The sequence below is a fragment of the Brevundimonas sp. Root1423 genome, from assembly GCF_001426805.1.
On the sequence record NZ_LMFL01000001.1, the window covers coordinates 125,756 to 151,295 of the forward strand.

22 protein-coding genes and 3 pseudogenes are annotated in these 25,540 nt (G+C 68.5%); 14 read left to right on the forward strand and 11 right to left on the reverse strand.

Annotated features, from left to right (window positions below; translation table 11 throughout):
* Positions 1-62 precede the first annotated feature (62 nt).
* Complete coding sequence (locus ASD25_RS00660; protein WP_082572100.1) at positions 63-1,268, forward strand: pseudouridine synthase; 1,206 nt, start codon at positions 63-65, stop codon at positions 1,266-1,268.
* On the opposite strand, the gene ASD25_RS00665 is transcribed toward ASD25_RS00660, so the two are convergent.
* Positions 1,245-2,192: a CPBP family intramembrane glutamic endopeptidase gene (locus ASD25_RS00665; RefSeq protein ID WP_056614007.1), complete on the reverse strand. Its 948-nt coding sequence runs from the start codon at positions 2,190-2,192 to the stop codon at positions 1,245-1,247. The two genes, ASD25_RS00660 and ASD25_RS00665, sit on opposite strands and share 24 nt — an antisense overlap.
* Before the next feature lie 47 nt (positions 2,193-2,239).
* On the opposite strand from ASD25_RS00665, the gene rsmD reads away from it, so the two are divergent.
* A complete protein-coding gene (gene rsmD / locus ASD25_RS00670) occupies positions 2,240-2,815 on the forward strand; it encodes a 16S rRNA (guanine(966)-N(2))-methyltransferase RsmD (protein ID WP_056614010.1) in 576 nt (191 codons plus the stop codon).
* Here the strand turns inward: rsmD and ASD25_RS00675 are convergent.
* Positions 2,798-3,073: a YjhX family toxin gene (locus ASD25_RS00675; protein WP_056614013.1), complete on the reverse strand. Its 276-nt coding sequence runs from the start codon at positions 3,071-3,073 to the stop codon at positions 2,798-2,800. The two genes, rsmD and ASD25_RS00675, sit on opposite strands and share 18 nt — an antisense overlap.
* A 193-nt stretch (positions 3,074-3,266) precedes the next feature.
* Here ASD25_RS00675 and ASD25_RS00680 point away from each other — a divergent pair, with 193 nt between their 5' ends.
* Positions 3,267-4,295 (forward strand): kelch repeat-containing protein, encoded by a 1,029-nt coding sequence (locus ASD25_RS00680; RefSeq protein ID WP_056614016.1) that lies wholly within the window; start codon positions 3,267-3,269, stop codon positions 4,293-4,295.
* On the opposite strand, the gene mutL is transcribed toward ASD25_RS00680, so the two are convergent.
* Entirely contained in the window at positions 4,292-6,139 is a 1,848-nt protein-coding gene (gene mutL / locus ASD25_RS00685; RefSeq protein WP_056614019.1) for a DNA mismatch repair endonuclease MutL, read from the reverse strand. The genes ASD25_RS00680 and mutL overlap by 4 nt on opposite strands.
* A gap of 234 nt (positions 6,140-6,373) precedes the next feature.
* Positions 6,374-8,215, reverse strand: coding sequence for an ABC-F family ATP-binding cassette domain-containing protein (locus tag ASD25_RS00690; protein WP_056614020.1), 1,842 nt, complete (start codon positions 8,213-8,215; stop codon positions 6,374-6,376).
* A 157-nt stretch (positions 8,216-8,372) separates the two neighbouring features.
* Between ASD25_RS00690 and ndk the strand changes: the two are divergent.
* A pseudogene (gene ndk / locus ASD25_RS00695) lies at positions 8,373-8,782 on the forward strand (nucleoside-diphosphate kinase).
* Between the two features lie 72 nt (positions 8,783-8,854).
* On the opposite strand, the gene ASD25_RS00700 reads toward ndk, so the two are convergent.
* The 3 genes from ASD25_RS00700 to ASD25_RS00710 all read right to left on the reverse strand — a co-directional run bounded on the left by ASD25_RS00700 (position 8,855) and on the right by ASD25_RS00710 (position 12,967).
* Entirely contained in the window at positions 8,855-10,918 is a 2,064-nt protein-coding gene (locus tag ASD25_RS00700; protein WP_056614022.1) for a M13 family metallopeptidase, read from the reverse strand.
* A gap of 70 nt (positions 10,919-10,988) precedes the next feature.
* On the reverse strand, positions 10,989-11,588 hold the full coding sequence (gene purN / locus ASD25_RS00705) for a phosphoribosylglycinamide formyltransferase (protein ID WP_056614025.1): 600 nt from the start codon (positions 11,586-11,588) through the stop codon (positions 10,989-10,991).
* Positions 11,588-12,967 carry a M20/M25/M40 family metallo-hydrolase gene (locus ASD25_RS00710; RefSeq protein ID WP_056614028.1) on the reverse strand — a complete coding sequence of 460 codons (1,380 nt, stop codon included), beginning with the start codon at positions 12,965-12,967 and terminating at the stop codon, positions 11,588-11,590. The genes purN and ASD25_RS00710 overlap by 1 nt, the downstream gene beginning before the upstream one ends.
* Positions 12,968-13,097: 130 nt before the next feature.
* Here ASD25_RS00710 and ASD25_RS00715 point away from each other — a divergent pair, with 130 nt between their 5' ends.
* Entirely contained in the window at positions 13,098-13,562 is a 465-nt protein-coding gene (locus ASD25_RS00715) for a hypothetical protein (protein ID WP_056614032.1), read from the forward strand.
* On the opposite strand, the gene purM is transcribed toward ASD25_RS00715, so the two are convergent.
* Positions 13,559-14,608: a phosphoribosylformylglycinamidine cyclo-ligase gene (gene purM, locus ASD25_RS00720; protein ID WP_056614035.1), complete on the reverse strand. Its 1,050-nt coding sequence runs from the start codon at positions 14,606-14,608 to the stop codon at positions 13,559-13,561. The two genes, ASD25_RS00715 and purM, sit on opposite strands and share 4 nt — an antisense overlap.
* 80 nt (positions 14,609-14,688) lie before the next feature.
* Here purM and rnd point away from each other — a divergent pair.
* Positions 14,689-15,824, forward strand: a pseudogene (gene rnd / locus ASD25_RS00725) (ribonuclease D).
* Between the two features lie 153 nt (positions 15,825-15,977).
* Here the strand turns inward: rnd and ASD25_RS00730 are convergent.
* Positions 15,978-16,442 carry a peptidylprolyl isomerase gene (locus ASD25_RS00730; protein WP_056614038.1) on the reverse strand — a complete coding sequence of 155 codons (465 nt, stop codon included), beginning with the start codon at positions 16,440-16,442 and terminating at the stop codon, positions 15,978-15,980.
* Between the two features lie 68 nt (positions 16,443-16,510).
* Here ASD25_RS00730 and ASD25_RS00735 point away from each other — a divergent pair, with 68 nt between their 5' ends.
* Entirely contained in the window at positions 16,511-17,233 is a 723-nt protein-coding gene (locus ASD25_RS00735) for an RlmE family RNA methyltransferase (RefSeq protein ID WP_056614041.1), read from the forward strand.
* Entirely contained in the window at positions 17,230-18,225 is a 996-nt protein-coding gene (locus ASD25_RS00740) for a hypothetical protein (protein ID WP_056614044.1), read from the forward strand. The genes ASD25_RS00735 and ASD25_RS00740 overlap by 4 nt, the downstream gene beginning before the upstream one ends.
* Here the strand turns inward: ASD25_RS00740 and ASD25_RS29030 are convergent.
* Complete coding sequence (locus ASD25_RS29030) at positions 18,222-18,770, reverse strand: DUF2061 domain-containing protein (RefSeq protein ID WP_082572102.1); 549 nt, start codon at positions 18,768-18,770, stop codon at positions 18,222-18,224. The genes ASD25_RS00740 and ASD25_RS29030 overlap by 4 nt on opposite strands.
* 94 nt (positions 18,771-18,864) lie before the next feature.
* Here ASD25_RS29030 and guaB point away from each other — a divergent pair, with 94 nt between their 5' ends.
* The 6 genes and pseudogenes from guaB (at position 18,865) to ASD25_RS00775 (ending at position 24,945) form a co-directional block, all read left to right on the forward strand.
* The gene (gene guaB, locus ASD25_RS00750) at positions 18,865-20,325 is read left to right on the forward strand and encodes an IMP dehydrogenase (RefSeq protein WP_056614046.1); all 1,461 of its coding nucleotides are present in this window, start codon (positions 18,865-18,867) and stop codon (positions 20,323-20,325) included.
* A gap of 20 nt (positions 20,326-20,345) precedes the next feature.
* Positions 20,346-20,747, forward strand: a complete 402-nt coding sequence (locus ASD25_RS00755; RefSeq protein WP_369816525.1) for an MAPEG family protein — start codon at positions 20,346-20,348, stop codon at positions 20,745-20,747.
* A gap of 9 nt (positions 20,748-20,756) precedes the next feature.
* On the forward strand, positions 20,757-22,166 hold the full coding sequence (locus tag ASD25_RS00760; RefSeq protein ID WP_056614049.1) for an RsmB/NOP family class I SAM-dependent RNA methyltransferase: 1,410 nt from the start codon (positions 20,757-20,759) through the stop codon (positions 22,164-22,166).
* A complete protein-coding gene (locus ASD25_RS00765) occupies positions 22,163-22,810 on the forward strand; it encodes a 5'-methylthioadenosine/S-adenosylhomocysteine nucleosidase (RefSeq protein ID WP_082572104.1) in 648 nt (215 codons plus the stop codon). The genes ASD25_RS00760 and ASD25_RS00765 overlap by 4 nt, the downstream gene beginning before the upstream one ends.
* Positions 22,807-24,346, forward strand: a pseudogene (gene guaA / locus ASD25_RS00770) (glutamine-hydrolyzing GMP synthase). The gene ASD25_RS00765 and the pseudogene guaA overlap by 4 nt, the downstream one beginning before the upstream one ends.
* Positions 24,337-24,945, forward strand: a complete 609-nt coding sequence (locus ASD25_RS00775; protein WP_056614054.1) for a YdeI family protein — start codon at positions 24,337-24,339, stop codon at positions 24,943-24,945. Before guaA ends, ASD25_RS00775 begins: the two are co-directional and overlap by 10 nt.
* Here the strand turns inward: ASD25_RS00775 and ASD25_RS00780 are convergent.
* Positions 24,930-25,535: an SOS response-associated peptidase family protein gene (locus ASD25_RS00780; protein WP_056614057.1), complete on the reverse strand. Its 606-nt coding sequence runs from the start codon at positions 25,533-25,535 to the stop codon at positions 24,930-24,932. The two genes, ASD25_RS00775 and ASD25_RS00780, sit on opposite strands and share 16 nt — an antisense overlap.
* Between the last annotated feature and the right edge of the window lie 5 nt (positions 25,536-25,540).

Here is a 25,540-nt window from a genome sequence, read left to right on the forward strand (position 1 = left end):
ACGGCAAACCCGCGCCCAAGGCCGACGAGGGCCCCAAGCGCAGCGAGCGGATCGCCAAGGCCATGGCTCGCGCCGGCATCGCCTCGCGCCGCGAGGTCGAACGGCTGATCGGACTCGGCAAGGTCGCCGTGAACGGCAAGATCCTCGACACGCCGGCCGTTCTGGTCACGCGCGACGACGTCATCACCGTCGACGGCAAGCCCATCGGCTCGGCCCAGGCCACGCGCGTCTGGCGCTACAACAAGCCCGCCGGGCTGGTGACGTCGCACAACGATCCCGGCGGTCGGCCCACCGTGTTCGACGCCCTGCCCAGCGGTCTGCCGCGCGTGATCTCGGTCGGGCGGCTCGACCTTAACACCGAGGGCCTGCTGCTTCTGACCAATGACGGCGAGCTGAGCCGTGCGCTGGAACTGCCGCAGACCGAACTGGTGCGCCAGTACCGGGCCCGGGCACGCGGCCGGGTGAGCCAGTTGCAGCTCGACTCGCTCAAGGACGGCGTTACCGTCGACGGCATTCGCTACGGCCCCATCGAGGCGACGCTGGACAAGGCCAAGGAGTCCGAGGGCAACAGCCCGGCCAACCTGTGGATCAGCGTCTCCATCACCGAGGGAAAGAACCGGGAGGTCCGCAAGGTCCTCGAACACCTCGGCCTGACCGTGAACCGACTGATCCGCCTGGCCTATGGTCCCTTCCAGCTGGGCACCCTGCCGACCGGTTCGGTCGAGGAGGTCGGCCCCCGCGTGATCCGCGAGATGCTGGCCCAGCATATCCGTCCCGAGAACCTGCCGCAGGGCAACACGGTCTCGACCCCGGCGCCGATCCCCGGCCGTCGCACTTCGGCGCCGATCGTCAAGGGCGCCTCGGGTTCCGCGATTTCCGATCCCTCGCGCAAACCCAGCCGCGTCCGCGCCGCCGGTGCCGCCGCTGACGCCGCCGCCGAACGCGCCGCCCGTCCGCCCAAGAAGGCTGGCTGGGCGAAGGCCGCGCCGAAGTTCGAACACCCGAAGAAGAATTTCACGCCCCGCGCCCGGCCTGAAGGCGCCGAAGCCGCGGGCGAGCGGCCGAAGCGTGTCTTCAAGCCCCGCGAGGACCAGTTCATCGACCGCCCGCGCGGCGACGCCCGCACCGGAGCCAGACCCGCGCCGCGTTCGGCGTCCGGCCGTCCTGACGACAAGGGCGGCGGCAAACGGCCGTTCGGGCCCAAGCCCGGCGGCTCGCCCTTCAAGGGCAAGCCGGGCGGCGGTTCACGCGGCGGGCCGCGCGGCTAGATCCGACGGAAGATCGATGTAGCGCCGCGCCAGGCGCTCGATCATGACGATCATGGCGACGGCGGTCAGGACTTCCGGACCGAGGTCGATCCATTCTGATTCCCGGGCGATCGCGGCTTCCGAAAAGGGTTGCCAGAACAGGGAGATGATCAGGTTGTTGGCGAGGTGCGCGCCGATGGCGAACTCCAGCCCTCCGAGACGCAGCGCCGCCCAGGTCCAGACGGTGCCTGAAAGGGCGCGGGCGATGAAGGCGATCGGGTCGGGGTCCAGATGGATGGCCGAGAACACGAGGCCGTTGATCAGGTACAGCAGCAGCGGACGCCGGGTGATCAGCCCCGTGAGGCGCAGCATCACGCCGCGGAACATGACCTCCTCCGCTGCGGCGGCCACGAACAGCCCGGCCACCATCGCCAGCACATAGATGAACCGCGTGCGGTCGAGGTACTGGCCATCGAGGATCGGCGGAGCCCATTCGCTGCCTGTCGCGAGGTAGATCGGGATGGTGATGACGGACATGCAGGCCATCGCCAGAAAACCGATGCCCAGTTGCGCCTTGTCGAAGCGCCGCCCGGGCCAGAGAAAATCTTTCATTGGTCGCCGGTATGTCATGGCGGCGGCCTGCAGAATCCCGAGAGCCACCACGCTGATTGCGGCCGCGAACACGAGGGTCTGAAGGCTTTCACCGACCAGGCGGAACGCGGTGTCAGGCAGGGGCGTGGAGCTCCCGACCTGATCGCGCAGGTCGGGAAACGGGACCAGCACCAGTGCAAGCACGAAGGTCCAGAGCCCGACCAGCAGGATGGCCATAAGCGCGAAGCCGCCCAGCCTGAGCCAGGGCCGCTCCACAGCGAATTGCGTCGTGAGCGGCGATTGCGCCGCCGCGGCGAGAGCGAGATCGATCTGGACACGACGGGATTGAACCATGACGCGACCGTTGCATTCGCGGCCGGTTCCGGTCCAGAGGCTTCCGCATGAGAATCGTCGCAGGCAGCCTGAAGGGCCGGTCCATCGTCGCGCCGGAGGGGGAGGGCACCCGCCCGACCTCGGATCGCGCACGGCAGGCCATCTTCAACGTGCTGGAGCACGCTCCGTGGGCCGAACCGCTGGAGGGGATGCGGGTCATGGACCTGTACGCCGGCTCGGGCGCCCTCGGCTTCGAGGCGATCAGCCGGGGCGCGGCCTTCGCCCTGTTCGTCGAGACCGACGAGGACGCCCGCGGCGCCATCCGCGAGAACGCCGACGCCTGGCATCTGATGGGTCGCACGCGCGTGCATCGCCGCAGCGCGACCGATCTGGGCGTCCGCCCCGGGTCGGACGGGGAAGCCTTCGACGTGGCCTTCCTCGATCCGCCCTACCGCAAGGGGATGGGCGAGCAGACGCTGGTCCGGCTGCTGGAGGGGAATTGGCTCAAGCCCGGCGCGGTGGTGGTCTTCGAGCGCGGCTCGGACGAGCCCGAGATCGACACGCCCGGCTATGAGCGGCTGGACGCGCGCGACTATGGCGCCGCGCGCGTCCTTTTCCTCAGGGCCTTACCAGCGGCGGGCTGAGACCCGGTTGTCGAGCTGGCTGCGCATGCGGGCCAGCCCGTCGCGGTTGACCCGGTAGGGACCGCCGCCGATCGAGGCGATCAGCCCCTTGGTCTTCAGCTTCTTCCAGACCGACAGGGTGCAGTCGGTCAGCAGGAAGCCGTCGCGGGTGAAGCAGTCGGCGCGCAGGATGCGGCCGTCCGTATCGCGTTCGAGCAGGATCGCGCCGCCTTGCGCGAGGGCGTGCAGGGTCCGCTGCTCCGCACGGGAGATGTTCATTGAGAGTATTCCGAAAGGCGTGATGACGCTCGTCGGCGCAATCACGCCGACGGGTGGATCAGAGGCTCTTCTCAGCGCTGTGAGAGGCCTCAGGCCTTTCGCGCAATCTCGGACATAGGCTTCCTGTCGGGGTGATCCCGAGGTTGGTCGCAGGCATATAGCGCAGGTCGGGATTCTGCGCCAGGCTGAGGTCATGACCCGGATCGATCGCAGAACCTTCCTCACCGCCGCCGGAGCCACGGCCGCAGTCCCGTTCGCCGCCCGGGCGCATCAGCCGTCCCGGGACTGGGTCGCCAAAGCTCCTCTGCCGTGGGCGGTTCAGGAGATCTATTGCGCCGTTTCGGGCGGCAGGATCGTGATGTCCGGTGGCCTCCGGCTGGCCGAGGGCAACGTCCTCGTCATCGAAGACCGGACGGGCGCCTATGACCCGGCGACGGATAGCTGGAGCGAGGGACCGCGCCTGCCCGCGCCCCGCCATCATCCGATGCTGATCGCGGGAGACGACGGCCGCGTGTGCGTCTTTGGCGGCTATACGCGGTCGGCCGAGGGCGAATGGACCGCGATGACGGATGTCTGGGCGCTGGAGGGGAACGAGTGGACGCCCCTCGGCCAGATGCCGGAACGCCTCTGCGAAACCGTGGGCGTCAGCGTCGGGGGCCGGATGCACCTCGTCACCGGTCGGTCGCCGGCCGGAGCGGCCAATGCGCAGTGGCGCGATCAGGCCGATGTGGCGACCCATCTCGTCTTCGACCCCGCCGCAAATCGCTGGGAGACGGCCAGGCCTTGTCCGATGGCGAGAAACAGCGCGGCGGGTGCGGTTCTTGATCGCGCGATCTGGGTCGCCGGAGGGCGCACGGTCACTGGAGGGGGCACGGGCCAACTGGACCGCTATGATCCGGCGGCCGACCGTTGGGACACCCTGGCGCCCATTCCGCGCTCCGAGGCCGCCAACAATCAGGTCGGCGGGGGGCTGGCGATGGCGGCGGCGAAGGGGAAGCTGGTCGCGTTCGGCGGCGAGTGGTTCCAGCGACCCGGCGGAGTGTTCGCCGAGACATGGATCTATGATCCGGCGGCCGACCGCTGGGAGGCCGGGCCGCCGATGCGGACGCCGCGTCACGGGCTGGCGGCGGCGGCGGTGGACGGGGTCGTCTACGCCATCGCCGGCGGCGAGGTGGTTTCAGGCGCGCGCGCCGGGAGCGTCGTCGAGGCGCTGGCGCTCTAGCGCCGCCCGAACAGCTTTTCGAGGTCGGCCAGCTTGAGCTCGACATAGGTCGGGCGGCCGTGGTTGCACTGGCCGGAGTGGGGGGTGACCTCCATTTCGCGCAGCAGGGCGTTCATCTCGGGCCCTGACAGGACGCGACCGGCCCGGACGGAGCCGTGGCAGGCCATGGTGCCGCAGACCTCGCCCAGCCGTTCGCTCAGAGCGAGAGCGGCCCCGTGTTCGGCGAGGTCGTCAGCGATGTCGCGGATCAGCCCGCCGACGTCGGTGTCGCCCAGCAGGGCGGGGGTCTCTCGCACCAACACGGCCCCGACGCCGAACGGTTCGACGATCAGGCCCAGTTCGGCGAGTTCGTCGACGCGTGCGGAGACGCGTTCGGCCTCGGCGGGATCCAGCTCGACCACCTCGGGCGTCAGCAAGGCCTGACGGGTGACAGAGCCGCGCGCCATCTGCACCTTCATCCGCTCATAGACGAGGCGTTCGTGGGCAGCGTGCTGATCGACGACGACAAGGCCGTCGCGGGTCTGGGCGACGATGTAGGTGCCGTGCAGCTGGGCGCGGGCGGCGCCCAGAGGGAAGTCGAGCGGGTCGACAGCGCCAGCGGATTCATGGTGAATCAATGATTGACCATGATCGCCCGGAGCGGCTTCAATGCGGGCCGAGCGCTCGTTCAGGCCGGGAATGATCTGGGCTGTCGTGGAAGCGGGTGCGGCCCAGCCTTGCCAGCCGCTCCAGCCCTGGGCCGAGGGCGTCGAAGGGCTGAAGGCGGCGCCGGTGTGGGGACGGAATCCGGCGAGAGCGTCGGCGGCGACGGTGGTCGAGGCGCGGTGGCCCGCGCCGGCCAAGGCGTGGCGCAGGGCTCCGACGATCAGTCCGCGCACCAGCGCAGGATCGCGGAAGCGGACCTCGGCCTTGGCGGGGTGGACGTTGACGTCGACGTAGAGCGGATCGATCTCGAGGAAGAGCACCGCCGCCGGATGACGATCGCGGGCGAGGAAGTCGGCGTAGGCGCCGCGCAGGGCGCCTTGCAGCAGGCGGTCCTTCACCGGGCGGCCGTTGACGAACAGATACTGATGGCCGGCGTTGCCGCGGCTGTAGGTCGGCAGGCCCGCGTAGCCGGTCAGGCGGACATTATCACGAGCCTGATCGATCAGCAGGGCGTTGGCCTCGAAGTCGCGGCCCAGCAGGGCGGCGAGACGCTTCAGCCGCCCGGCGTCGCCCGGGTGTTCGGCCGGCAGGCGCAGGGTGGTCTTGCCGTCGAGATCGAGGGTGAAGGCGACGCCCTCGTGGGCCATGGCCTGACGCTTGATTTCTTCCGAGATGGCCATGGCCTCGGACCGCTCGGACTTCATGAATTTGAGGCGGGCGGGGGTGGCGTAGAAGAGGTCGCGGACCTCGACGCGGGCGCCGTGGGGGCCGGGGAAGCCGGCGGGAGAGACGGGGCGCTGGTCGCCGCCTTCCACCGTGATTGCGTGGGCGTCGCCGCCGTCGCGGGGACGGCTGGTGATGGTCAGGCGGGCGACCGAGCCGATGGAGGGCAGGGCCTCGCCGCGGAAGCCGAGGGTGTGGATGCGCAGCAGGTCGACGTCGCCCGCATCGTCCGGCTCCAGCTTGGAGGTGGCGTGGCGCTCGACCGCGAGGGCCAGCTGGTCGGCGGCCATGCCGTGCCCGTCGTCGGCGATCAGGATGCGGGTCAGGCCGCCGCCGTCGGCCTGGATCTCGATGCGGGTTGCGCCGGCGTCGAGCGCATTCTCGACCAGCTCCTTGATGGCGCTGGCCGGGCGTTCGACCACCTCGCCGGCGGCGATGCGGTTGACGGTCTCAGGGGGGAGGCGGCGGATGAGCATGGATTCGCAAGTATGCCGCTTTCCGTCATCCGGAAGTAGGGAAACGGCGGACGCTATGTCTCCTCCCTGTTCGCGTAGCGAATGGGGAGGGGGACCGCGAAGCGGTGGAGGGGTAAGGCGGCGCGGCCCCCCTCCGTCACGGCGCGAAGGTGCGCCGCGCCACCTCCCCATCGGCGATGGGGAGGAGACGCCGCGCCACCTCCCCATCGGCGATGGGGAGGAGACGGGAAGCCGTCAGCTCACCTCGGCCAACGCTTCTTCCGCCGCGACCCAGGCCTGTTCCGCGGCGTCGAGGTCGGACTGCGTCTTCGCCCGCGCGCGGGTCAGCCCTTCCAAAGCCTTGGGGTTGCTGACCGAGGCGTTGGCCATGTCGTCGTCGATGCGGGCGATCTCGGCCGTCAGTTGAGCCATCCGTTCCTCGGCCTTCTTCACAGCGTGACGCAGGGTAGAGGGCGAAGGGCCTGATTTCTTTTCGTTCTTCTTGCCCTTGTTGTTAGACGCTGGGGCGGCAGCGGCCGTCTCGTCCTTGATCTGGCTCGGCTTGACGGCGGCCATCTTCGCGCGATCGAGGACGAATTTCGCATAGTCATCCATGTCGCCCTCATAGGGCTTCACCGTACCGTCGGCGGCCAGCCACAGGCGATCGGCGACCATCTCCATCAGCGAGCGGTCGTGGGTGATCAGGATGACGGCGCCCGAATATTCGTTCAGGGCGTCGAGCAGGGCCCGGCGGCTGTCGATGTCGAGGTGGTTGGTCGGTTCGTCGAGGATCAGGATGTGCGGCGCGTCCATCGCCACCTGATTGAGCAGCAGGCGGGCGCGCTCGCCGCCGGACAGGCTGGCGACGGTGGTCTCCTGCTTCTCATAGCCCAGACCCCATTGCGCCAGTTTCGAGCGTCGGGCGCTCTCGGGGGCGTCGGGCATGGCGCGGCGGATGATCTCCAGCGGGGTATCCGTCGGGTCCATGGCCTCGATCTGGTGCTGGTGGAACCAGCCCACCCGCATCTTGCGGTCGCGGTGCAGCTCGCCCTCGGAGACGTCGAGGGCGCCGGCGATCATCTTGGCGAAGGTCGACTTGCCGGCGCCGTTGACGCCCAGCAGGCCGATGCGGTCGTCGAGGTCCATGCGCAGGTTGAGATTGCGCAGGATCGGGCGGCCGGGCTCATAGCCGACATTGGCGCGCTCCAGCCGGATCAGCGGCGGCGCGAGGGGGCGCGGCGGCGAGGGCAGGATGAAGGGGGCGACGCGTTCCTCGATGGTGGTGGCGACGGGCTGCATCTTGGCCAGGCGCTTCATGCGCGACTGGGCTTGGGCGGCCTTGGAGGCCTTGGCCTTGAAGCGGTCGACGAAGGCCTGGAGGTGGGCGCGTTCGGCGTCCTGCTTGGCCTTGGCCGACATCTGCAGCCGGTAGAGCTCCAGCGTCCGGTTCGCGAGGTGCAGGATGTGGGTGCAGACCTCGTTCAGCATCTCGCGGTCGTGGGAGATGATCAGGGCCGTGTGCGGGTATTTCTTGAGGCGCGCTTCAAGCCACAGGGCGCCTTCCAGATCGAGGTAGTTGGTCGGTTCGTCGAGCAGCAGCATGTCCGGCTCGGCGAACAAGGCGGCCGCGAGCGCGACGCGCATGCGCCAGCCGCCGGAATATTCCGACATGGGGCGCTGCTGGTTCTCCTGACTGAAGCCGAGGCCGACGAGGATTTCGGCGGCGCGGGCGGGGGCGGCGTCGGCGTCGATCTCGATCAGCCGGGTCCAGATCTCGCCCATCTCTTCGGGCTCGGCGGTTTCCAGCCGGCCCAGCAGGCTGTGGCGCTCCTCGTCGGCCTCGAGGATGGTTTCGAGCACGCTGACGGGCGTGGCGGGGTGTTCCTGATCGACGGAGCCGATGCGGGCGGTTTTCGGCAGGCTGATCTCGTCGCCGCCGGCGGCCAGTTCGCCGAGGATCAGCTTGAACAGCGTGGATTTGCCGATGCCGTTGCGTCCCACCAGACCGACCTTGGAGCCGGGCGGCAGGGAGACGGAGGCGTCCTCGAGGAATTTGCGGCCCCAGGCGTTGAAGGTCAGGTCGGTGATCTGGAGCATGGTCGGTCGTGATCTCGGGCGGCCGCTGACGCATCGAACCGCCTTGCGGCGCGCGAAAGAGGCAAAATTGTGTGGCGGTTGGAAACCGGGGAGGGCGCCGCTATAAGCCCCCACCTCGCAAGATTCACCCTCAATCTCCCAACAAGAAGTCACCTCCATGACCGAACGCACCTTCTCGATCATCAAGCCCGACGCCACGCGCCGCAACCTGACGGGCGCCATCACGAGGCCGCCGGCCTGCGCATCGTGGCCCAGCGCCGCGTCAAGCTGACCGACGCGCAAGCGAAGAAATTCTACGAAGTCCACGCCGAGCGCCCGTTCTATGGCGAGCTGGTCGGCCAGATGACCGCCGAGCCGGTCGTCGTTCAGGTGCTGGAAGGCCCGAACGCCGTCGCCGCCTATCGCGAAGTCATGGGCGCCACCAACCCGAAGGACGCTGCTGACGGCACGATCCGCAAGCAGTTCGCCCTGTCGATCGGCGAGAACTCGGTCCACGGTTCGGACTCGCTGGAGAACGCCGGCATCGAGATCGCCCAGTTCTTCACGGACGACCAGATCGTCGGCTGATCCTTCCGGATCGCTGAAATGAAAGCGGCCCCGGCGATTGCTCGCCGGGGCCGTTTCTATTTGTCCGGTCGCTTACCAGATGCGGGCGCGGGCCTCGGGGGCGAGGTATTGCTCATCGCCCGGCTCAACGCCGAACGCCGCATACCAGGCGTCGATGTTCCGCGGCGACACCGCAGCCCGGTATTGCGCCGGCGAGTGCGGATCGACCGTCACCTGCTGACGCAGGGCCTCGTCGCGGATGTTGTTGCGCCACACCTGGGCCCAGCCGAGGAAGACGCGCTGGTCGCCCGTCAGGCCGTTGATGACCGGCGCCTCCGCCCCGTTCAGCGACATGTGGTAGGCGTCCAGCGCCAGCAGCAGGCCGCCGAGGTCGGCGATGTTCTCGCCCATGGTCAGGTCGCCGTTGACCCTGGCGCCTTCCAGCGGGCTGAGGGCCGAGTATTGCGCGCCCAGAACGGCGGCCCGGGCCTCGAACCTGGAGGCGTCCTCAGCGGTCCACCAGTCGCGTAGCACGCCGTCGCCGTCGGTCTTGCGGCCCTGGTCGTCGAAGCCGTGGGTGATCTCGTGGCCGATTACGGCGCCGATGCCTCCGTAGTTGACCGCCGGATCGGCGTTGGGATCGAAGAAGGGCGCCTGCAGGATGGCGGCCGGGAAGACGATCTCGTTGCGGACGGGGTTGTAGTAGGCGTTCACCGTCTGCGGGGTCATGCCCCACTCCAGCGGGTTCACCGGCTTGCCCAGCTTGTTGACGTTGAACGCCCATTCGAAGGCCGCCGAACGCTCCACGTTGCCGTAGAGGTCGCCCGGCTCGAGGCGCAGGCCGTCGTATTCGCGCCATTCGTCGGGATAGCCGATCTTCACCCCGAAGCGGCTCATCTTGTAGAGGGCCTGCTGCTTCGTCTCGGCGCTCATCCAGTCGAGACCTTCGATGCGCGCGGTCATGGCGCGGCGCAGGTTGCCGACCAGTTCCTCCATCTGGGCCTTGGACTCGGCGGGGAAGTGACGCGCCACGAACTCGCGGCCCAGCACCTCGCCCAGCGCACCGTCGACCTTCTCAACGCCGCGTTTCCAGCGGGGGCGGTTCTCGGGCTGACCGCCCAAGGTCTTGCCGTAGAAGTTGAAATTGTTCTCGACGAATGCGCTCGACAGCCAGGGCGAGGCCTGGTCGACGACGTGGAAGGCCTGCCACGACTGCAGGGTCTCGACCGGCGTCTCGGCGAAGACGCGCGCCATGCCGGGGAAGGCGGTGTTGTTGGCGGCGATCAGGGTCGGGACGTGGCCGATGCCGGCGCCGTCAGCCCAGGCCGCCCAGTCGAAGCCGGGGGCCGAGGCGTTCAGTTCGGCGACGGTGGCGGGGTTGTAGATCTTGTCGATCTGGCGGTTCTGGACCTGGGTCCAGTGCTGTTCGGCGATCCGGGTCTCGAAGGCGACGACGTCAGCGGCGGCCTGCTCATGGTTCGGCCAGCCGGCCAGTTCGAGGGCCTTGGCGACATAGGCCTGATAGGCGGTCTTCTGGATCGCGAAGCTGTCTTCCAGATAGTAGTCGCGGTCGGGCATGCCGAGGCCGCCCTGGCCGATGTAGACGGTGATGGTCTTCGGGTCCTTCAGGTCCTCGAAGATCTGGGCGCCAAACAGGCTGGAGCCGAAGCCGCCCTGGGTGCGGCCCATCAGGGCGGCGATCTCTTGCCGGGTGTCCGCGGCGCGGACCTCGTCCAGATCGGCCTGCAGGGGCGAGGCGCCGAGGCGCTCGACCGACGCCTCATCCATGAAGCTGCCATAGAAGGCGCCGATGCGGGCGGCGTCCGGGCTGGAGGTCGGGTTGGCGACGCTTTCCTCGATGATGGTGCGCAGATTGTCCTGCGACCGGTCGTGCAGCATGTGGAAGGCGCCGTACGAGGTGCGGTCGGCCGGGATCGGCGTGTTCTTCAGATAGGTGCCGTTGGCGTACTGGTTGAAGTCGGCGCCGGGGCGGATGGCGGTGTTCATGCCGGCCATGTCGAAGCCGAACTCGCCGATCTGCGCCTGGGTCGTCGAGGGGATCTCCACGATCGGCGGGGCGGTCTGGGCCTGGGCGATGCCGGCGGCCAGGGTAAGGGCGGCGCCGGCGGCGCAGGCCATGAGACGAAGTCTGAGCATGAGAGCCCCCATTGAAATTGGCGGCAACCTGACTCAGGTCATCGCCGCTGTCGCCGGGAAAGACCGGTTATTACAAACTTCTAATCTGATGGCGGCAGAAGTCGGCCAAGGCCCGGGGATACAGGACGTGTTCCGCTGCAAGCACGCGTTGGGCCAGCGAGGCCGGGGTGTCGTCAGGCTGAACCGGTACGGCGGCCTGACCCAGCACCGGGCCTTCATCGACACCCTCGGTCACAACGTGGACGGAACAGCCCGCCTCGGCGTCTCCGGCGGCGATGGCGCGGGCGTGGGTATCGAGTCCGGGATATTTCGGCAGCAGGCTGGGATGGATGTTCAGCATCCGGCCCGCCCGGCGGTTGACCAGCCACGGCGTGAGAAGCCGCATATAGCCAGCCATGGCGACCACCTCGACCTCGTGTGCGGTCAGGGCGGCGTCGAGGGCCTGTTCGTGCGCCTCGCGGTCCGCGCCGAAAGGGCGGTGGTCGATGGTGGCGGTCGTCACGCCCTTGGCCTCGGCGACGGCCAGTCCGCCGGCGTCGGGCTTGTTGGACAGGACCACGACGACCTCGAACGGCGCGCCGGGTTGCTGTCCCGCGTCGATCAGCGCGGCCATGTTGGAGCCCGCGCCCGAGATCAGGACGCCGACGCGGACGGGACGAGCGTCATGCATCAGTTGGCCGCGCGCGGGGCCGGGTCGCCGACGGAGACGAACGAGCCGGCCGGGCCGGGGAAGACGACGGGGCTTTCGTAGCCGTCGTCCGACACGGCCGAGACACCGAAGAAGAAGTCGTCGATGACGATGTTGCGCAGGATCAGTTCGGTCGCATTCCCGGCCCAGCGGCTGTGCGTCCATTGCGGGGCGGTGGTGGATCGCCACCAGACGCGATAGCCCGCCGCGCCGGGCACAGCCTGCCATTTGATCGTGGTGTCGGGCTTGACCGCCCCCTCGATGGTGACGCCCAGCGGGCTGGCGGGAGCGTTGGCGAGGGCGGCCATGGAGACGATGTTCAGCCGCGCGACCTGACCCAGATAGTCGAAGTCGACGCCTTCGATGGTGTCGCCGTATTCGACGCCGTTCTCGGTGCGTAGGTCCTGATGCTGCCGGTTGTAGTGCTCGGCGCCTTCGGAGATGCGGACGGCGGGGAAGCCATGGCGCAGCATCTCGACCTGATCGCCGCCGCGGCCGTAGCGGTCGGTGCGATAGATCATCTCGACGTCGAAATTGGCCAGATAGCGGTCGGCGATCCCGTCGACGAAGCGGGCGAGGTTGCGCGAGGAGGAATCGACCTCGCCGCCGTTGTAGCGCCGGCGCTCTTCCTGGGCCTCGGTCTCGACGGTCTTGGTGCCTTCCGAGAAGACCCGGACGCGGGTGGTGTCGCGTACGCCCGACTGGCCTTCGGAATTGCCGACGATGTCGTTGTTCAGATTGGCCTCGACCCGCCAGCCCTGGGCCTGGGCGTAGTCGCCCAGGATCTTGCCGCCCAGCAGCCCCTGCTCCTCGCCGGACAGGGCCGCGAACACCAGTGTGGCGTCGAATTTGTGCTTCGAGAGAACACGCGCGGCTTCAAGCACGGCGGCGACCCCGGACGCGTCGTCATTGGCGCCCGGCGCGTCGGAGGTGAAATTCATCACGTCGGTGACGCGGGAGTCGATGTGTCCCGAAATGATGATGACCCGGTTGGGATCGCCCGTGCCCCGCTGGATCGCGACGATGTTGACCACCTCGGTTGGCGTGGGGACGCGCGGGCCGGTGACGGTGTCGGACGGGGTGACGACGGTCAGGCAGCCGCCGCAGTCGCGGCTGATCGCTTCGAACTGCGCTTGCGCCCAGCGCCGCGCCGCGCCGATGCCGCGGGTGTCCGATTGCGTCTCTGACAGGGTGTGGCGGGTGCCGAAGCCGACGAGGGCCTGAATGTCCGCGCGCATCCGCTCTGGCTGGATGTCGCCCGCCAGCTGATGCAGCAGCGCCTGTTCCTGAACCGGGGCCTGGGCCGACGCCGCTGATGCTGAAAGCAGCAGTCCGGCCATGGCGACAGAAAACACACGCATCGGCGACCTCGTTTACAAGAGTGCGCGGACCTTGCCGGGCGGGCCCGGTCGGGTCAACGGCGGCAGCGGCGGCGCTTGCGCGTGGCGCGGGGCTGGGAAACAGTGGCGGACTGTCCCGGAGGTTTTCCTGATGCTCGCTCTCGTCCTCGCCGCCGCGCTCGCCGCATCGTCTGCGCCGCCGTCCGACCTGACGCGCAGCACCCTGAGCGACGTCTGCCTGCCCTATGTCACGGGCGAGGCCAGCGATACGGCGGCGCTGGAGTTCCTTGGCTTCGTGCCGACCACCGCCGACGACGACGAGACGCACAACTACCAGAGCGAGGACGAGGCGTATCTGCTGCGGATGACCACGACGGGCAGTGCGGATGACGGCAACCTGAACCGGGCGTGCGTCATCCAGGCGAGGCGCGGCGGCTTCGAGGCCGCAAACCGGTCGATTCAACCGGTGCTGCAGGAGCGGGGCTTCATCCCGGAGGCCGACCTGCCGACCGGCCGCGCGATCTGGACCAAGGGCGGGGTGACGGTGTCGCTGCGCCAGAATCCCGGCGCAGCGGCTGTGGTTCGGGTCACTTACAGCACGCTGGACGCGGGCTAGACGGCTTCCAGCTGGCCGCAGACGAAGGCGACTTCGCCGGCGTTCAGCAGGGATTCCAGAACCGGTTCGGCGTTCTCGGGCGAGACGATCAGGATGAAGCCGACGCCGCAGTTGAAGGTGCGGCGCAGCTCGTGATCCGAAATGCCGCCGACCTCGCCCAGCCACTGGAACACCTGCGGCATGGGCCATGCGTCCCAGTCGAAGCTGGCCTGCAGGCCGTCGGCGATGCAGCGGGGCGGGTTCTCGATCAGACCGCCGCCGGTGATGTGGGCCGCGCCCTTGACCAGTCCGTCCTTCATCAGCGGCAGGACGGGCTTCACATAGATGCGCGTCGGCTCCATCAGCGCCTCGGCCAGGGTGCGGTCCTTGGCGAAGGGCGCGTCGTCGCCCCACGACAGGCCGGACTTCTCGACCACCTTGCGGATCAGGGAATAGCCGTTGGAGTGCGGGCCCGAGGAGGCCAGTCCGATGATGATGTCGCCGGCCTGTTGGCGGTCGAGGTAGGGCAGGGCGTGGCCGCGTTCGACGGCGCCGAGCGAGAAGCCGGCCAGATCGTAGTCGCCGCCCTGGTACATGCCGGGCATTTCGGCCGTTTCGCCGCCCACCAAGGCGCAGCCGGCCTGACGGCAGCCTTCGGCGATGCCTGCGACGACACGCTTGGCGGCGTCGATCTCGAGCTTGCCGGTGGCGTAGTAGTCGAGGAACAGCAGGGGCTCAGCGCCCTGGGCCAGCAGGTCGTTGACGCACATGGCGACCAGATCGACGCCGACGCCGTCATGCCGGCCCGTCTCGATGGCGATCTTCAGCTTGGTGCCGACGCCGTCGGTCGTGGCGACGATCAGCGGGTCCTCGAAACCGGCGGCCTTGAGGTCGAAGAGCGCCCCGAATCCCCCCAGCGAGGCCTCGGCGCCGGGACGGCGGGTCGACTTCGCCAGCGGCTTGATGGCGTCGACGAGCATTTCGCCGGCGTCGATGTCCACGCCCGCGTCGGCATAGGTCAAACCGTTCCTGAGGCCGTCATTCCGGGAATCGGAGGTGTCGCTCATGGGTCACGGGCCTGAATCAGTGGGAGGTTTTCTGCGGCGGCTCTTGCCACAACCCTGTCGCGCGGGGCTATAGCATTCGAATGACGCCGATCACCACCACCGAGGCGCTTCGCGATTTCTGCAAGCTCCTGGCCGACCAGCCCTTCATCACCGTCGACACCGAGTTCATGCGGGAGACGACCTATTGGCCGCGCCTGTGCCTGATCCAGGCGGCGTCGGCCACGGACGCCGCCATCATCGACCCGATGGCCGAGGGTCTGGATCTGGAGCCCTTCCTGGACCTGCTGCGCGATCCGAAGATCATCAAGGTCTTCCACGCCGCGCGTCAGGACACGGAAATCTTCGTCAAGCTTGGCGCCATGCCCAAGCCGATGTTCGACACCCAGGTGGCCGCCATGGCCGCCGGTTTCGGGGATCAGGTGTCCTATGAGGCGCTGGTGCGTCAGATGCTGCGTCAGGAAGTCGACAAGGGCAGCCGGTTCACCGACTGGGCCCGCCGCCCGCTGTCGGACGCACAGCTGGTCTATGCGCTGGGCGATGTGACCCATCTGGCGGCCCTGTATCCCAAGCTGCGCGACCGCCTTCAGAAGGAAGGCCGTCTGGAATGGGTCATGGCCGAGATGGAGGATCTGACCGATCCGGCCCTCTACGACACCGATCCAAGCGTCTGAAGCCCAAGAAATTCTCGGCCAAATACCTGTCGGCCTTCGTCGCCACCGCCGTCTGGCGCGAGCGCACGGCGCAGGAGCGCGACCAGCCGCGCGGCCGCATCCTCAAGGACGAGGCCATCGACGAGATCGCGGCCCAGGGGCCGACCGACCCCGACGCCTTCAACCGCCTGCGTTCCGTGCCCAAGGGGTTCGGCGCCTCGCGGCTGGGCATCGAGCTGTCGGCCGAGCTGAAGCGCGTGCTGACCGATCCGGAAGCCTTCGCGCCCAAGCTGGAGCGTCCGGCCCATAACCAGCCGGCGCCGCCGTCGGTGGTCGAGCTGCTGAAGGTGCTGCTGAAGGCCAAGAGCGACAACGCCGGGGTGGCGACCAAGCTGCTGGCCAATGTCGCCGACCTCGAGAAGATCGCCCTGGACGACGAGGCCGACGTCGACGCCCTGAAGGGCTGGCGCCGCCAGCTGTTCGGCGAGGACGCGCTGAAGCTCAAGCGGGGCGAGATCGCCCTGGTCCTGAACGGGGCCCGGGTCGAGGTCGTGGAGATCGAATAATCTGAATTCCGCTCATCCCGGCGAAAGCCGGGACCCAGTCCTGTCCAGCTTGACGCTGGCGTTTCAGGACTGGGGTTTTGGGCTCATCCGACCCGCTGCATCACCCAAAGAACTGGGTCCCGGCTTTCGCCGGGATGAGCGGGTGTTGGTATCCTAGCTGACCGTCGCCTTGACGATCTTGCCCGGCGAACGGGGCGGTTCGCCCTTGGGCAGGGCGTCGACGTTGTCCATGCCTTCGATGACCTCGCCCCAGACCGTGTACTGGCCGTCGAGGAAGGAGGCGTCGTCCAGGCAGATGAAGAACTGGCTGTTGGCGCTGTTGGGATCGGACGTGCGGGCCATGGAGCAGACGCCGCGGGCGTGACGCTCTTTCGAGAACTCGGCCTTCAGGTTCGGCTTCTTCGAGCCCGAGGTGCCGGTGCCCGTGGGATCGCCGCCCTGGGCCATGAAGCCTGGAATGACGCGGTGGAAGACCACGCCGTCGTAGAAGCCTTCCTTCGCCAGCTCGCTGATGCGGGCGACGTGGCCGGGGGCCAGGTCGGGGCGCAGCTTGATCACGACGTCGCGGTCGACGCCGTCGCCGGTGTCGAGGGTGAAGGTGAGGGTTTCGTCGGCCATCGGGCGCGCTCCTTGTGAATTATCGCGGGTGCATAGCCCGCAATCCCGTCGGGGGCTATGTGGATGCGATGACTGACGAAGAAAAGCCCGCGGCCGAAGAACCTGCACGCCGCAAAATGGTGCGCCCACCCACGGGCGGGACCGCCGCCGGCCGCGGCATGGGCACCAAGATGAAGACGGCGGACACCAAGTCGATGTCCAGCCAGCAGTGGATCAAGCGCCAGCTGTCGGACAAATGGTCCGAGCGGGCCAGGGCCGAGGGCTGGCGCAGCCGCGCGGCCTTCAAACTGCTGGAGATCGACGACCGCTTCCACCTGATCAAACACGGCAGCCGGGTCATCGATCTGGGCGCTGCGCCGGGCGGCTGGGCCCAGGTGGCGGTCAAGCGCGGAGCGACCTCGGTGGTCGGCGTCGACCTGTTGCCGGTCGAGCCGGTGCCGGGAGCGATCATGCTGCAGGCCGACTTCACCCATCCGGGTGTCGATCAGCAGATGATCGACCTTCTGGGCGGTCCACCCGATCTGGTCCTGTCCGACATGGCGCACAACACGGTGGGACACCGCCAGACCGACCACCTGAAGATCATCGCCCTGATCGAGATCGCCGCCGATTTCGCCCTTCGCACATTGAGGCCGGGCGGCCATTTCGTGTCGAAGAATTTCCAGGGCGGGGACGCCGGCGGCGTCCTGGCCCGGCTGCGCGCCGGGTTCGAGACAGTGAAATACGTCAAGCCGGCGTCGAGCCGGAAGGACAGCGCCGAGGTGTTTCTGGTGGCGCTGAACAAGCGATGAGCCTGCTCGCTGCTTTCATGGCCCTCGGCCTTCAGGCGGCGACGCAGGAAACCCGGACGCCTGTCGCCGACCTGCTCGGCCTGACGCCCGCGGAGGTCGCAGCCCGGACCGGGGCCGCGCCGGACGCCGGGCCGCGCGACGCCGTGCGGATCGCCGAAGCCGGCAAGGTCCTCGACCTTTATCCGGTGCGCCGGTTCTGGCGTCAGCCCGCCCGCGCGGACGAAGGGTGTCTGACGGGTCTCGAGATCGAGCCCGCCGAGGGCGACTCCATCGAACGTCGCCGGTCTCTCATGCGGCGAACCGGCGCCTTGATGGTTTTCCAGGACGGGCGTCTGTCAGGCGTCTATGCCGAGCCGGCTCTCCCGCCGGCTCCGTCCACGGGTGCGCCGGTGACCACGCGGGACCTGGAAGCGCAGATGCGGGGGCCGCGACCGCCGTCTCTTCTGACCGTCGCGCCGGGACGCCTGCCGCTATCCGACGGCGCGGCCGTGCTGGCGCGTCTGGAACCGGCCGCCGCGGGCGCGGCGCTGGTCAGTCTGTGCCGGGCGGTTCCTCCCCGGACCTATCGGAGCGACCCGGGTATGGACCTCATCTGGGGGCTGGTGGGGCTGACGGTTCTGCCGCTCGTACCGTTCCAGCAGGCCGAGGAGGCCCGCGCGGACAGGGAAGGCAGCGCGTTGCTGGCCGCTGCGGAACCGGGCGAGGACCTCGGCGCGTCCGCCGAAGACTGGGTCGGTCGTGTTCGCGGCGCGAGGGTCTATCGCGACTCCGCCGATCCGGATTTTGCGATCATCGCGATCAAATTGGGCTCGGGCGCCGATACGGCGGCGAAGGTCGGGCTGCTGGGCGTCAGGGGAACGCGCGTGGTCTGGAAGGTCGAGCGCGAGGCGGCGGATCAAACCGGCCTGAGGGCGCTTGTTTGCCGGGATGACGCCAACAGAGCGACGAATGCGCGGCGCGGCTGCTCCGGGACCGGTTTCCTGATCCCCTAGGCCGAAGCCATCTCCGCCGCCTTGGCCGCCTTCCGCGCCTCGATCCGCGTCCAGACGCGGTCGTGGACGGTGAAGAAGACGGTCTGCACCAGCGGCTCGATGACCCCGATGGCCAGCGCCACGCGCCAGTCGCGGGTCAGGGCGAAGGCCACCGTCACCGCGACGACGAAATGCATCGCGCCATAGGTGACGGACTTCAATGCAATCTGTTTGAACGACCGGGGCAGGGCGTGGCTGTGGCCGTGGTGGCCGTGGGCGCGGGTCTGCTCTTCCGGAGCCATGATCTGCAGGCGGGCCGTGAAGGCCTCGGACGCCTCTTCCAGCCCCGACAGCATCTTGCGCCGCTCGATCCGGTGCCAGACGCGGTCGTGGATCGAATAGGCGATGGTCTGGAAGAAGGGCTCCACCACCCCGACGGCCAGCGCCAGCCGCCAGTCGCGCGTAATCGCGAAGGCGACCAGAACGGCCACCACCAGGTGCATCGCGCCATAGCTCGCGATCTTGAGCGCGAGGCGGCGGGCGGTGCTGATGAGCGTACGGACCATAGGTCTCCCAATGTGGGGCCGGCGCCGCATCCGGCAAGCCAATTGTTCTTATCGCGTCGATAAGAGCACGCGGCCCGCAAAACGGAGACTCCTCATGGAGATACGCGAAGGGCTCACCTTCGACGATGTTTTGCTGGAACCCGGCCCGTCAGAGATCATGCCCGCCGACGCGGACGTCTCGACGCAGCTCACCCGCGACATCAGGCTGAACATCCCGCTGACCTCGTCCGCGATGGACACGGTCACGGAAAGCCGACTGGCGATCGCCATGGCCCGGGCCGGCGGTCTGGGCATTCTCCACCGCAACATGACGGTCGAGGAACAGGCCGATCAGGTCCGCGAGGTCAAACGCTACGAAAGCGGCATGGTCATCAATCCGGTGACCATCACGCCGCAGACGACGCTGGGCGAGATTCGCCAGATCGTGGCGAAGAAGAAGATCAGCGGCTTCCCGGTCGTCGATCCCGTCAGCGGCAAGCTGGTCGGCATCCTCACCAATCGCGACATGCGGTTCGACACCGATCCGAACCGCAAGGCCGCGGAACTGATGACCACGGCCGATCTGGTCACGGTGCGCGAGGGAGCCGGACGCGACGAGGCCCGCGCCCTGCTGCGGGACCGCAAGATCGAGCGGGTCATCGTCGTCGACGAGGACTATCGCGCCACCGGCCTGATCACGATGAAGGACATCGAGAAGGCCCAGGCCCACCCCCACGCCGCCAAGGACGATCAGGGCCGGCTGCTGGTCGGCGCCGCCTCGACCGTGGGCGATGCAGGCTATGAGCGGGCCATGGCGCTGGCCGAAGCCGGAGTGGATGTGGTGGTCATCGACACCGCCCACGGCCATTCCGCCCAGGTCTCTCGCGTGGTCGAGCGTATCAAGCGCGAATCCAACCGCATCCAGATCATCGCCGGCAATATCGCCACCTACGACGCCGCGCGCGCCCTGATCGACGCGGGCGCCGACGCCGTGAAGGTCGGCATCGGCCCGGGCAGCATCTGCACCACCCGCATCGTCGCGGGCGTGGGCGTGCCCCAGCTGACCGCCATCATGGAAGCCGTCCGCGCCGCGAAGGGCTCCGGCGCTCCAGTCATCGCCGACGGCGGCATCAAATATTCGGGCGATCTGGCCAAGGCCATCGCGGCCGGCGCCAGCGTGGCCATGATGGGTTCGATGTTCGCGGGCACGGATGAAAGCCCCGGCGAGGTCTTCCTGTACCAGGGCCGGTCCTACAAGTCGTACCGCGGCATGGGCTCGGTCGGGGCCATGGGCGCCGGCTCGGCCGACCGCTACTTCCAGAAGGAGGTCGAGGACACCCAGAAACTGGTGCCCGAGGGCATCGAGGGCCAGACGCCGTACAAGGGGCCGATCGCTCCCGTGCTGCACCAGATGGTCGGCGGTCTGCGCGCCGCCATGGGCTATGTCGGGGCCGCCACCATCGCAGACCTGCAGGAGCGGGCCCGTTTCGTCCGCATCACCGGCGCCGGCCTGCGCGAGAGCCACGTCCATGATGTGATGATCACGCGGGAAGCGCCGAACTACCGGCAGGGCTGACCGGGGAGGGGACTGACGCCATGGATATGACGCCCGAGTTCATCGTACTGGCCTTCGTGCTGATCCTGGCGCTGGTCCAGATTCTCCTCGCGGCCGGGGCGCGAACGGCGGAGCTGGGGGTCAAATGGAACGCGGGCCCTCGCGACGCCGAGGCCCCGCCGCCCGGAAAAATGGCCGGCCGGCTGATCCGGGCCCAGGCCAATCTGTTCGAAACCCTGCCGATCTTCGCCGCCGCCGTGATTATGGCGCATGTGGCTGGCAAGGACGGCGGCCCTCTCACCCTGTGGGGGACGCACCTCTATCTTTTCGGCCGCGTGATCTACCTGCCGCTCTACGCCTTCGGCGTCGCCTATGTCCGGTCTCTGGTCTGGGTGGCGTCACTGGTCGGACTGGTCATGGTCATCGCGGCCCTGTTCGTTTGAAAGCCTGAATTGACCCCAGCAGCCCGCCTGGCCTCAGCCGCCTCCGTCCTCGACAGCATCGCCCAAGGCCGCGCGCCCGCCGATGTGGTCCTCAAGGCATGGGGCGCTGCCAACCGCTATGCGGGGTCCAAGGACCGCCGCGCCGTCGCCGAGCGGGTCTATGAGGTGCTGCGCTCGCGCGGCCGTCTGGTCCGCGCCATGGGCGGCCGCGAGGACGGGCGCGCGCTGGTGATCGGCTCGCTGGCCTTCATCGACGGCCTGTCGCTGGAAGAGATCGAGGCCCTGCACTCGGGCGACGGCTACGGCCCGCGCCCGCTGTCGAAACAGGAGCGCGCCCGCATCGAGGCCGGGGAGGGCGACCTGCCCGACTGGGCCGCCGCCGGCCTGCCCGAGTTCGTGGCCGAGGACCTGAAGACCACCTTCGGCGACCGCTGGAGCGAGGAGGCCGCCGCCTTGATGGCCCGCGCGCCCGTCGACCTGCGCGTCAACACGGCCAAGACCACGGTCGAAGGCGCGCGCGCTGACCTGAAGGCCGGTGGTCTGACGCCCCAGCCCACGCCATGGTCGGCGGTTGGCCTGCGTCTTCCGTCCGAGCCCGCGCCCAACGTCCAAGGCCTGCAGGCCTTCAACGTCGGCGAGATCGAGATTCAGGACGAAGGCAGTCAGATCGTGACCTGGCTGGCCGGGTCGGGCCTGAACTTCACGGCCGACAGCATCGTGGTCGACTATTGCGCCGGTGGCGGCGGCAAGACGCTGGCGCTCGCCGTGCAGGGCCTGCCCGAGGCCGATCCCGCGAAGGTCGCCGCGCCCCGGCCCGCGGGCTGGTCGCCGGTCGGCGCAGACGAGGAAGCCGCCGTGAAGACGGCGCCGCGCGTCGCCGGCATGAAACTGATCGCCTGCGACGTGGTCCAGAAGCGCCTCGACAACATCCGTCCGCGCCTCGCGCGCGCCGGGGTCGAGGCCGACCTGCGGATGTTGGGCCCCAACGGCGGCGGGGTCGAGGAATTCAACGGCAAGGCCGATCTGGTCTTCGTCGACGCCCCCTGCAGCGGTTCGGGCGCATGGCGGCGCCGGCCCGAGGACGCCTGGCGGCTGAAGGCCGACGAGGTCGAACGTCTGCACGCCCTGCAGCTGCGCATCCTCGGACAGGCGGCCCAGCTGGTGAAGCCCGGCGGCCGGCTGGCCTATGTCACCTGCTCGATCCTGACGCGCGAGAACGAGGCCGTGGCCGACGCCTTCGAGGCGGCGCATCCGGGCTTCAAGCCTGTCGCGGCGGCCGACCTTCTGGCGGCGAAGACCCTGACCGACGGGGCCCGCGCGGGTCTGGCCGACGCAGCGTCCGGCGGTCGCATCCGCCTCTCGCCGGCATCGACGGGCACCGACGGCTTCTTCGCGGCCCTCTACGAGCGGCGGGCGTGAGCCGGGACTGGTCCCTTTCCAGCTTCGGACCGAAGTCCGTCCTCTGCGTCATGGCCGCCGAACCCGAATACGGCCCGGCCCTGCGCGCCCGCATCCGTCCGTTGATCACCGGTGTCGGCCCCGTCGAGGCCGCGGCCGCGGTCGCCCACGCCCTGGCCGAACTTCAGGCTGAAGGCGCCTTGCCGGACCTGATCGTCTCGCTCGGCTCGGCGGGCTCGCGCACCCTCGACCACGCCCGCGTCTATCGCATCGTCTCGGTCAGCTATCGTGACATGGACGCCAGTGCGCTGGGCTTCCCCAAAGGCGAGACGCCGTATCCTCGCATTCCCGCCGTCCTGCCGCTGGCCGACGGTCCGGCCGCCCTGCCGACCGCGCGTCTGGCCACCGGAGCCAGCGTCGTCTCGGGCGTCGGCTATGACTCCGTCGACGCAGACATGGTCGACATGGAGACCTTCGCCGTCGTCCGCGCCGCCGCCCGGTTCGGCGTGCCGGTGATGGGGCTGCGGGGCGTCTCGGACGGCCGTTCGGACCTGTCCCGTCTCGAACACTGGACCGACGCCCTCGCCGAAGTCGATCAGGCTCTGGCCGCCGCGCTCGACCTGTTGCATGACCATCTCACGCCTGCCGCCATGGAGCCCGCATGACCGCCCCCGCTGATCACCAGAAGGTCCTGATCGTCGACTTCGGCAGCCAGGTCACCCAGTTGATCGCCCGGCGCCTGCGCGAGGCGAGCGTCTATTGCGAGATCCATCCCTACGCCAAGGCGGAAGCGGCGCTGGCCGCGATGAAGCCGCAGGCCATCATCCTGTCGGGTGGTCCGGAGAGCGTTCACGAGGAAGGCAGCCCCCGCGCGCCGCAGGGCGTGTTCGAGGCCGGCGTGCCGGTGCTGGGCATCTGCTACGGCGAGATGACCCTGTGCGAACAGCTGGGCGGCAAGGTCGAGGGCGGCCACACCCGCGAGTTCGGCCGCGCCGAGATCACCGTCGCGAAGGCCTCGCCCCTGCTGGCCGATCTGGCGCCGGTCGGCGAGGACGAGACCGTCTGGATGAGCCATGGCGACAAGATCGTCGCCATCCCCGCCGGCTTCGACGTCGTCGCCACCTCGGAAGGCAGCCCCTACGCCGTCATCGCCGATGAGGCGCGCCGCTTCTACGGGGTCCAGTTCCACCCCGAGGTGATGCACACCCCACGGGGCGCCACGATGCTGAAGAACTTCACCCACGGCATCGCCGGGCTGAAGGGCGACTGGACCATGGCCGCCTATCGCGACGAGAAGATCGCCCAGATCCGCGAACAGGTCGGTTCGGCCAAGGTCGTTTGCGGTCTGTCGGGCGGCGTCGACAGTTCGGTGGCGGCGGTCCTCATCCACGAGGCGATCGGCGACCAGCTGACCTGCGTGTTTGTCGACACCGGATTGCTGCGGAAGGATGAGGCGAAGCAGGTCACCACGCTCTTCCGCGAGCGTTGATGCGTCGAAGGAATTCCTCGGCGCTCTGGCCGGCCAGTCGGACCCCGAGACCAAGCGCAAGACGATCGGCCGGGTCTTCATCGAGATCTTCGACCGCGAGGCCAACAAGATCGAGGGCGCCGAATTCCTCGCCCAGGGCACCCTCTATCCGGACGTGATCGAGAGCGTCTCGTCCTCGAGCGGCAAGGCCCACGTCATCAAGAGCCACCACAATGTCGGCGGCCTGCCCGACTTCATGAAGCTGAAGCTGGTCGAGCCCCTGCGCGAACTGTTCAAGGACGAGGTGCGGGCGCTGGGCCGTGAACTGGGGCTGACCGACGCCTTCGTGGGGCGGCATCCGTTCCCGGGGCCAGGTCTGGCCATCCGCATCCCGGGCGAGATCACGCCGGACGCCGTCGAGACGCTGCAGCAGGCCGACGCCATCTATCTCGAGGAGATCCGCAAGGCGGGCCTCTACGACAGCATCTGGCAGGCCTTCGCCGTGCTGCTGCCGGTCAAGACGGTCGGCGTCATGGGCGACGCCCGCACATACGAGAAGGTGCTGGCCCTGCGCGCGGTGACGTCGACCGACGGCATGACGGCAGACTTCTTCGAATTCCCGTGGGATGTGCTGGGCCGCTGCGCCACGCGCATCGTCAACGAGGTCCGCGGCGTGAACCGCGTGGTCTACGACGTGACGTCCAAGCCGCCGGGAACGATCGAGTGGGAGTAAAGGGCCCGATCACGGTCGATCCCAACCACGTCCGCGAGTTCGTGGACGCCGACGCTTTTTACGCATGGCTCGGAAAGCATCACGACGGCCAGGACGAGGTCTGGATCAAAATCCACAAGCTCGCCACGGGCCTGCCGTCGATCACGCCGAAGGAGGCCATCGACGTGGTTCTTTGCTGGGGCTGGATCGACGGCCTGAAAAAGAGTTTCGACGACCGCAGCTACCTCCAGCGCTACACGCCCCGCCGCGCGAAGAGCATCTGGAGCCAGATCAATGTCGACAACGTCGCCCGCCTGATCGCCGAGGGTCGGATGACGGAGCACGGCCTGAAGGAGGTCGAGGCCGCAAAGGCTGATGGGCGCTGGGCCCGCGCCTATGGCGGCAGTAAGGACATGGCCATCCCCGCCGACCTGCAGGCCGCCATCGACGCGGAGCCGAGGGCGAAGGAGATGCTGGGCAAGCTGACCGCGCAGAACAGCTTCGCCCTGGCCTTCCGCACCCACAATATGAAGACCGAGGCCGGGCGTAAGAAGAAGATCGCGGATCTGGTGGCGATGCTGAAGCGCGGGGAGACCCCACATCCTCAGCGAAAGAGTTGAGGCTCCGCGAGGTCCGCCTGCGCCGGGAACACGCGCTCCACGCCCAGGCTGCCGCCGGGCAGAGGCGCAAGGAGCTCATTCTCGGGCGTCGAGAGGTCTAGCCATTCCATGACGCGGCCGGTCGGCAGGATCACGATCTGGCGGCTATGGTACGGCGCAATGTCGGGACCGGGCTCTGTCGTCAGCAGGGCGAAGGCGTCGTCACGGATGACGCCGGCGATCCAGAAAACGGGGTTGTCCGCGAAGGTGAAGAGCCACTTCGTCTTGCGTTTCTGTCCGGGCAGGGCGTCGGTGAATTCGTAGAAACCGTCGGAGGGAATCGCGCAACGCAAGCTGTTGGCGAAGGACCGGTCGTCGGAACGGAAGTTGAAGACGGGCCTGCCCTGCGGCGAGGTCCAAGCCCATTTGACGGTCCGCAGGGCAACGCCGGTATCCGTTCGGGTGAGCAGCGGCGCGGAATCACCGATGCGTATTTCGTCTCGCGGCTCGATGTTCGGCCGCCCCTCCGGAAACTCGAGCGGGACGCCGATCTGGCGGATTTCCTCGAACGGCTGATCCGCGAAAGGCCGGAAGCGGTAGGTGTTGCACATGGGGT

Bases quoted from the DNA above. Each gene is read 5' to 3' on its own strand.
- ASD25_RS00660 (WP_082572100.1), top strand. From the start codon at position 63: ATGGCTCGCGCCGGCATCGCCTCGCGCCGCGAGGTCGAACGGCTGATC.
- ASD25_RS00665 (WP_056614007.1), bottom strand. From the start codon at position 2,192: ATGGTTCAATCCCGTCGTGTCCAGATCGATCTCGCTCTCGCCGCGGCG.
- rsmD (WP_056614010.1), top strand. From the start codon at position 2,240: ATGAGAATCGTCGCAGGCAGCCTGAAGGGCCGGTCCATCGTCGCGCCG.
- ASD25_RS00675 (WP_056614013.1), bottom strand. From the start codon at position 3,073: ATGAACATCTCCCGTGCGGAGCAGCGGACCCTGCACGCCCTCGCGCAA.
- ASD25_RS00680 (WP_056614016.1), top strand. From the start codon at position 3,267: ATGACCCGGATCGATCGCAGAACCTTCCTCACCGCCGCCGGAGCCACG.
- mutL (WP_056614019.1), bottom strand. From the start codon at position 6,139: ATGCTCATCCGCCGCCTCCCCCCTGAGACCGTCAACCGCATCGCCGCC.
- ASD25_RS00690 (WP_056614020.1), bottom strand. From the start codon at position 8,215: ATGCTCCAGATCACCGACCTGACCTTCAACGCCTGGGGCCGCAAATTC.
- ASD25_RS00700 (WP_056614022.1), bottom strand. From the start codon at position 10,918: ATGCTCAGACTTCGTCTCATGGCCTGCGCCGCCGGCGCCGCCCTTACC.
- purN (WP_056614025.1), bottom strand. From the start codon at position 11,588: ATGCATGACGCTCGTCCCGTCCGCGTCGGCGTCCTGATCTCGGGCGCG.
- ASD25_RS00710 (WP_056614028.1), bottom strand. From the start codon at position 12,967: ATGCGTGTGTTTTCTGTCGCCATGGCCGGACTGCTGCTTTCAGCATCA.
- ASD25_RS00715 (WP_056614032.1), top strand. From the start codon at position 13,098: ATGCTCGCTCTCGTCCTCGCCGCCGCGCTCGCCGCATCGTCTGCGCCG.
- purM (WP_056614035.1), bottom strand. From the start codon at position 14,608: ATGAGCGACACCTCCGATTCCCGGAATGACGGCCTCAGGAACGGTTTG.
- ASD25_RS00730 (WP_056614038.1), bottom strand. From the start codon at position 16,442: ATGGCCGACGAAACCCTCACCTTCACCCTCGACACCGGCGACGGCGTC.
- ASD25_RS00735 (WP_056614041.1), top strand. From the start codon at position 16,511: ATGACTGACGAAGAAAAGCCCGCGGCCGAAGAACCTGCACGCCGCAAA.
- ASD25_RS00740 (WP_056614044.1), top strand. From the start codon at position 17,230: ATGAGCCTGCTCGCTGCTTTCATGGCCCTCGGCCTTCAGGCGGCGACG.
- ASD25_RS29030 (WP_082572102.1), bottom strand. From the start codon at position 18,770: ATGGTCCGTACGCTCATCAGCACCGCCCGCCGCCTCGCGCTCAAGATC.
- guaB (WP_056614046.1), top strand. From the start codon at position 18,865: ATGGAGATACGCGAAGGGCTCACCTTCGACGATGTTTTGCTGGAACCC.
- ASD25_RS00755 (WP_369816525.1), top strand. From the start codon at position 20,346: ATGGATATGACGCCCGAGTTCATCGTACTGGCCTTCGTGCTGATCCTG.
- ASD25_RS00780 (WP_056614057.1), bottom strand. From the start codon at position 25,535: ATGTGCAACACCTACCGCTTCCGGCCTTTCGCGGATCAGCCGTTCGAG.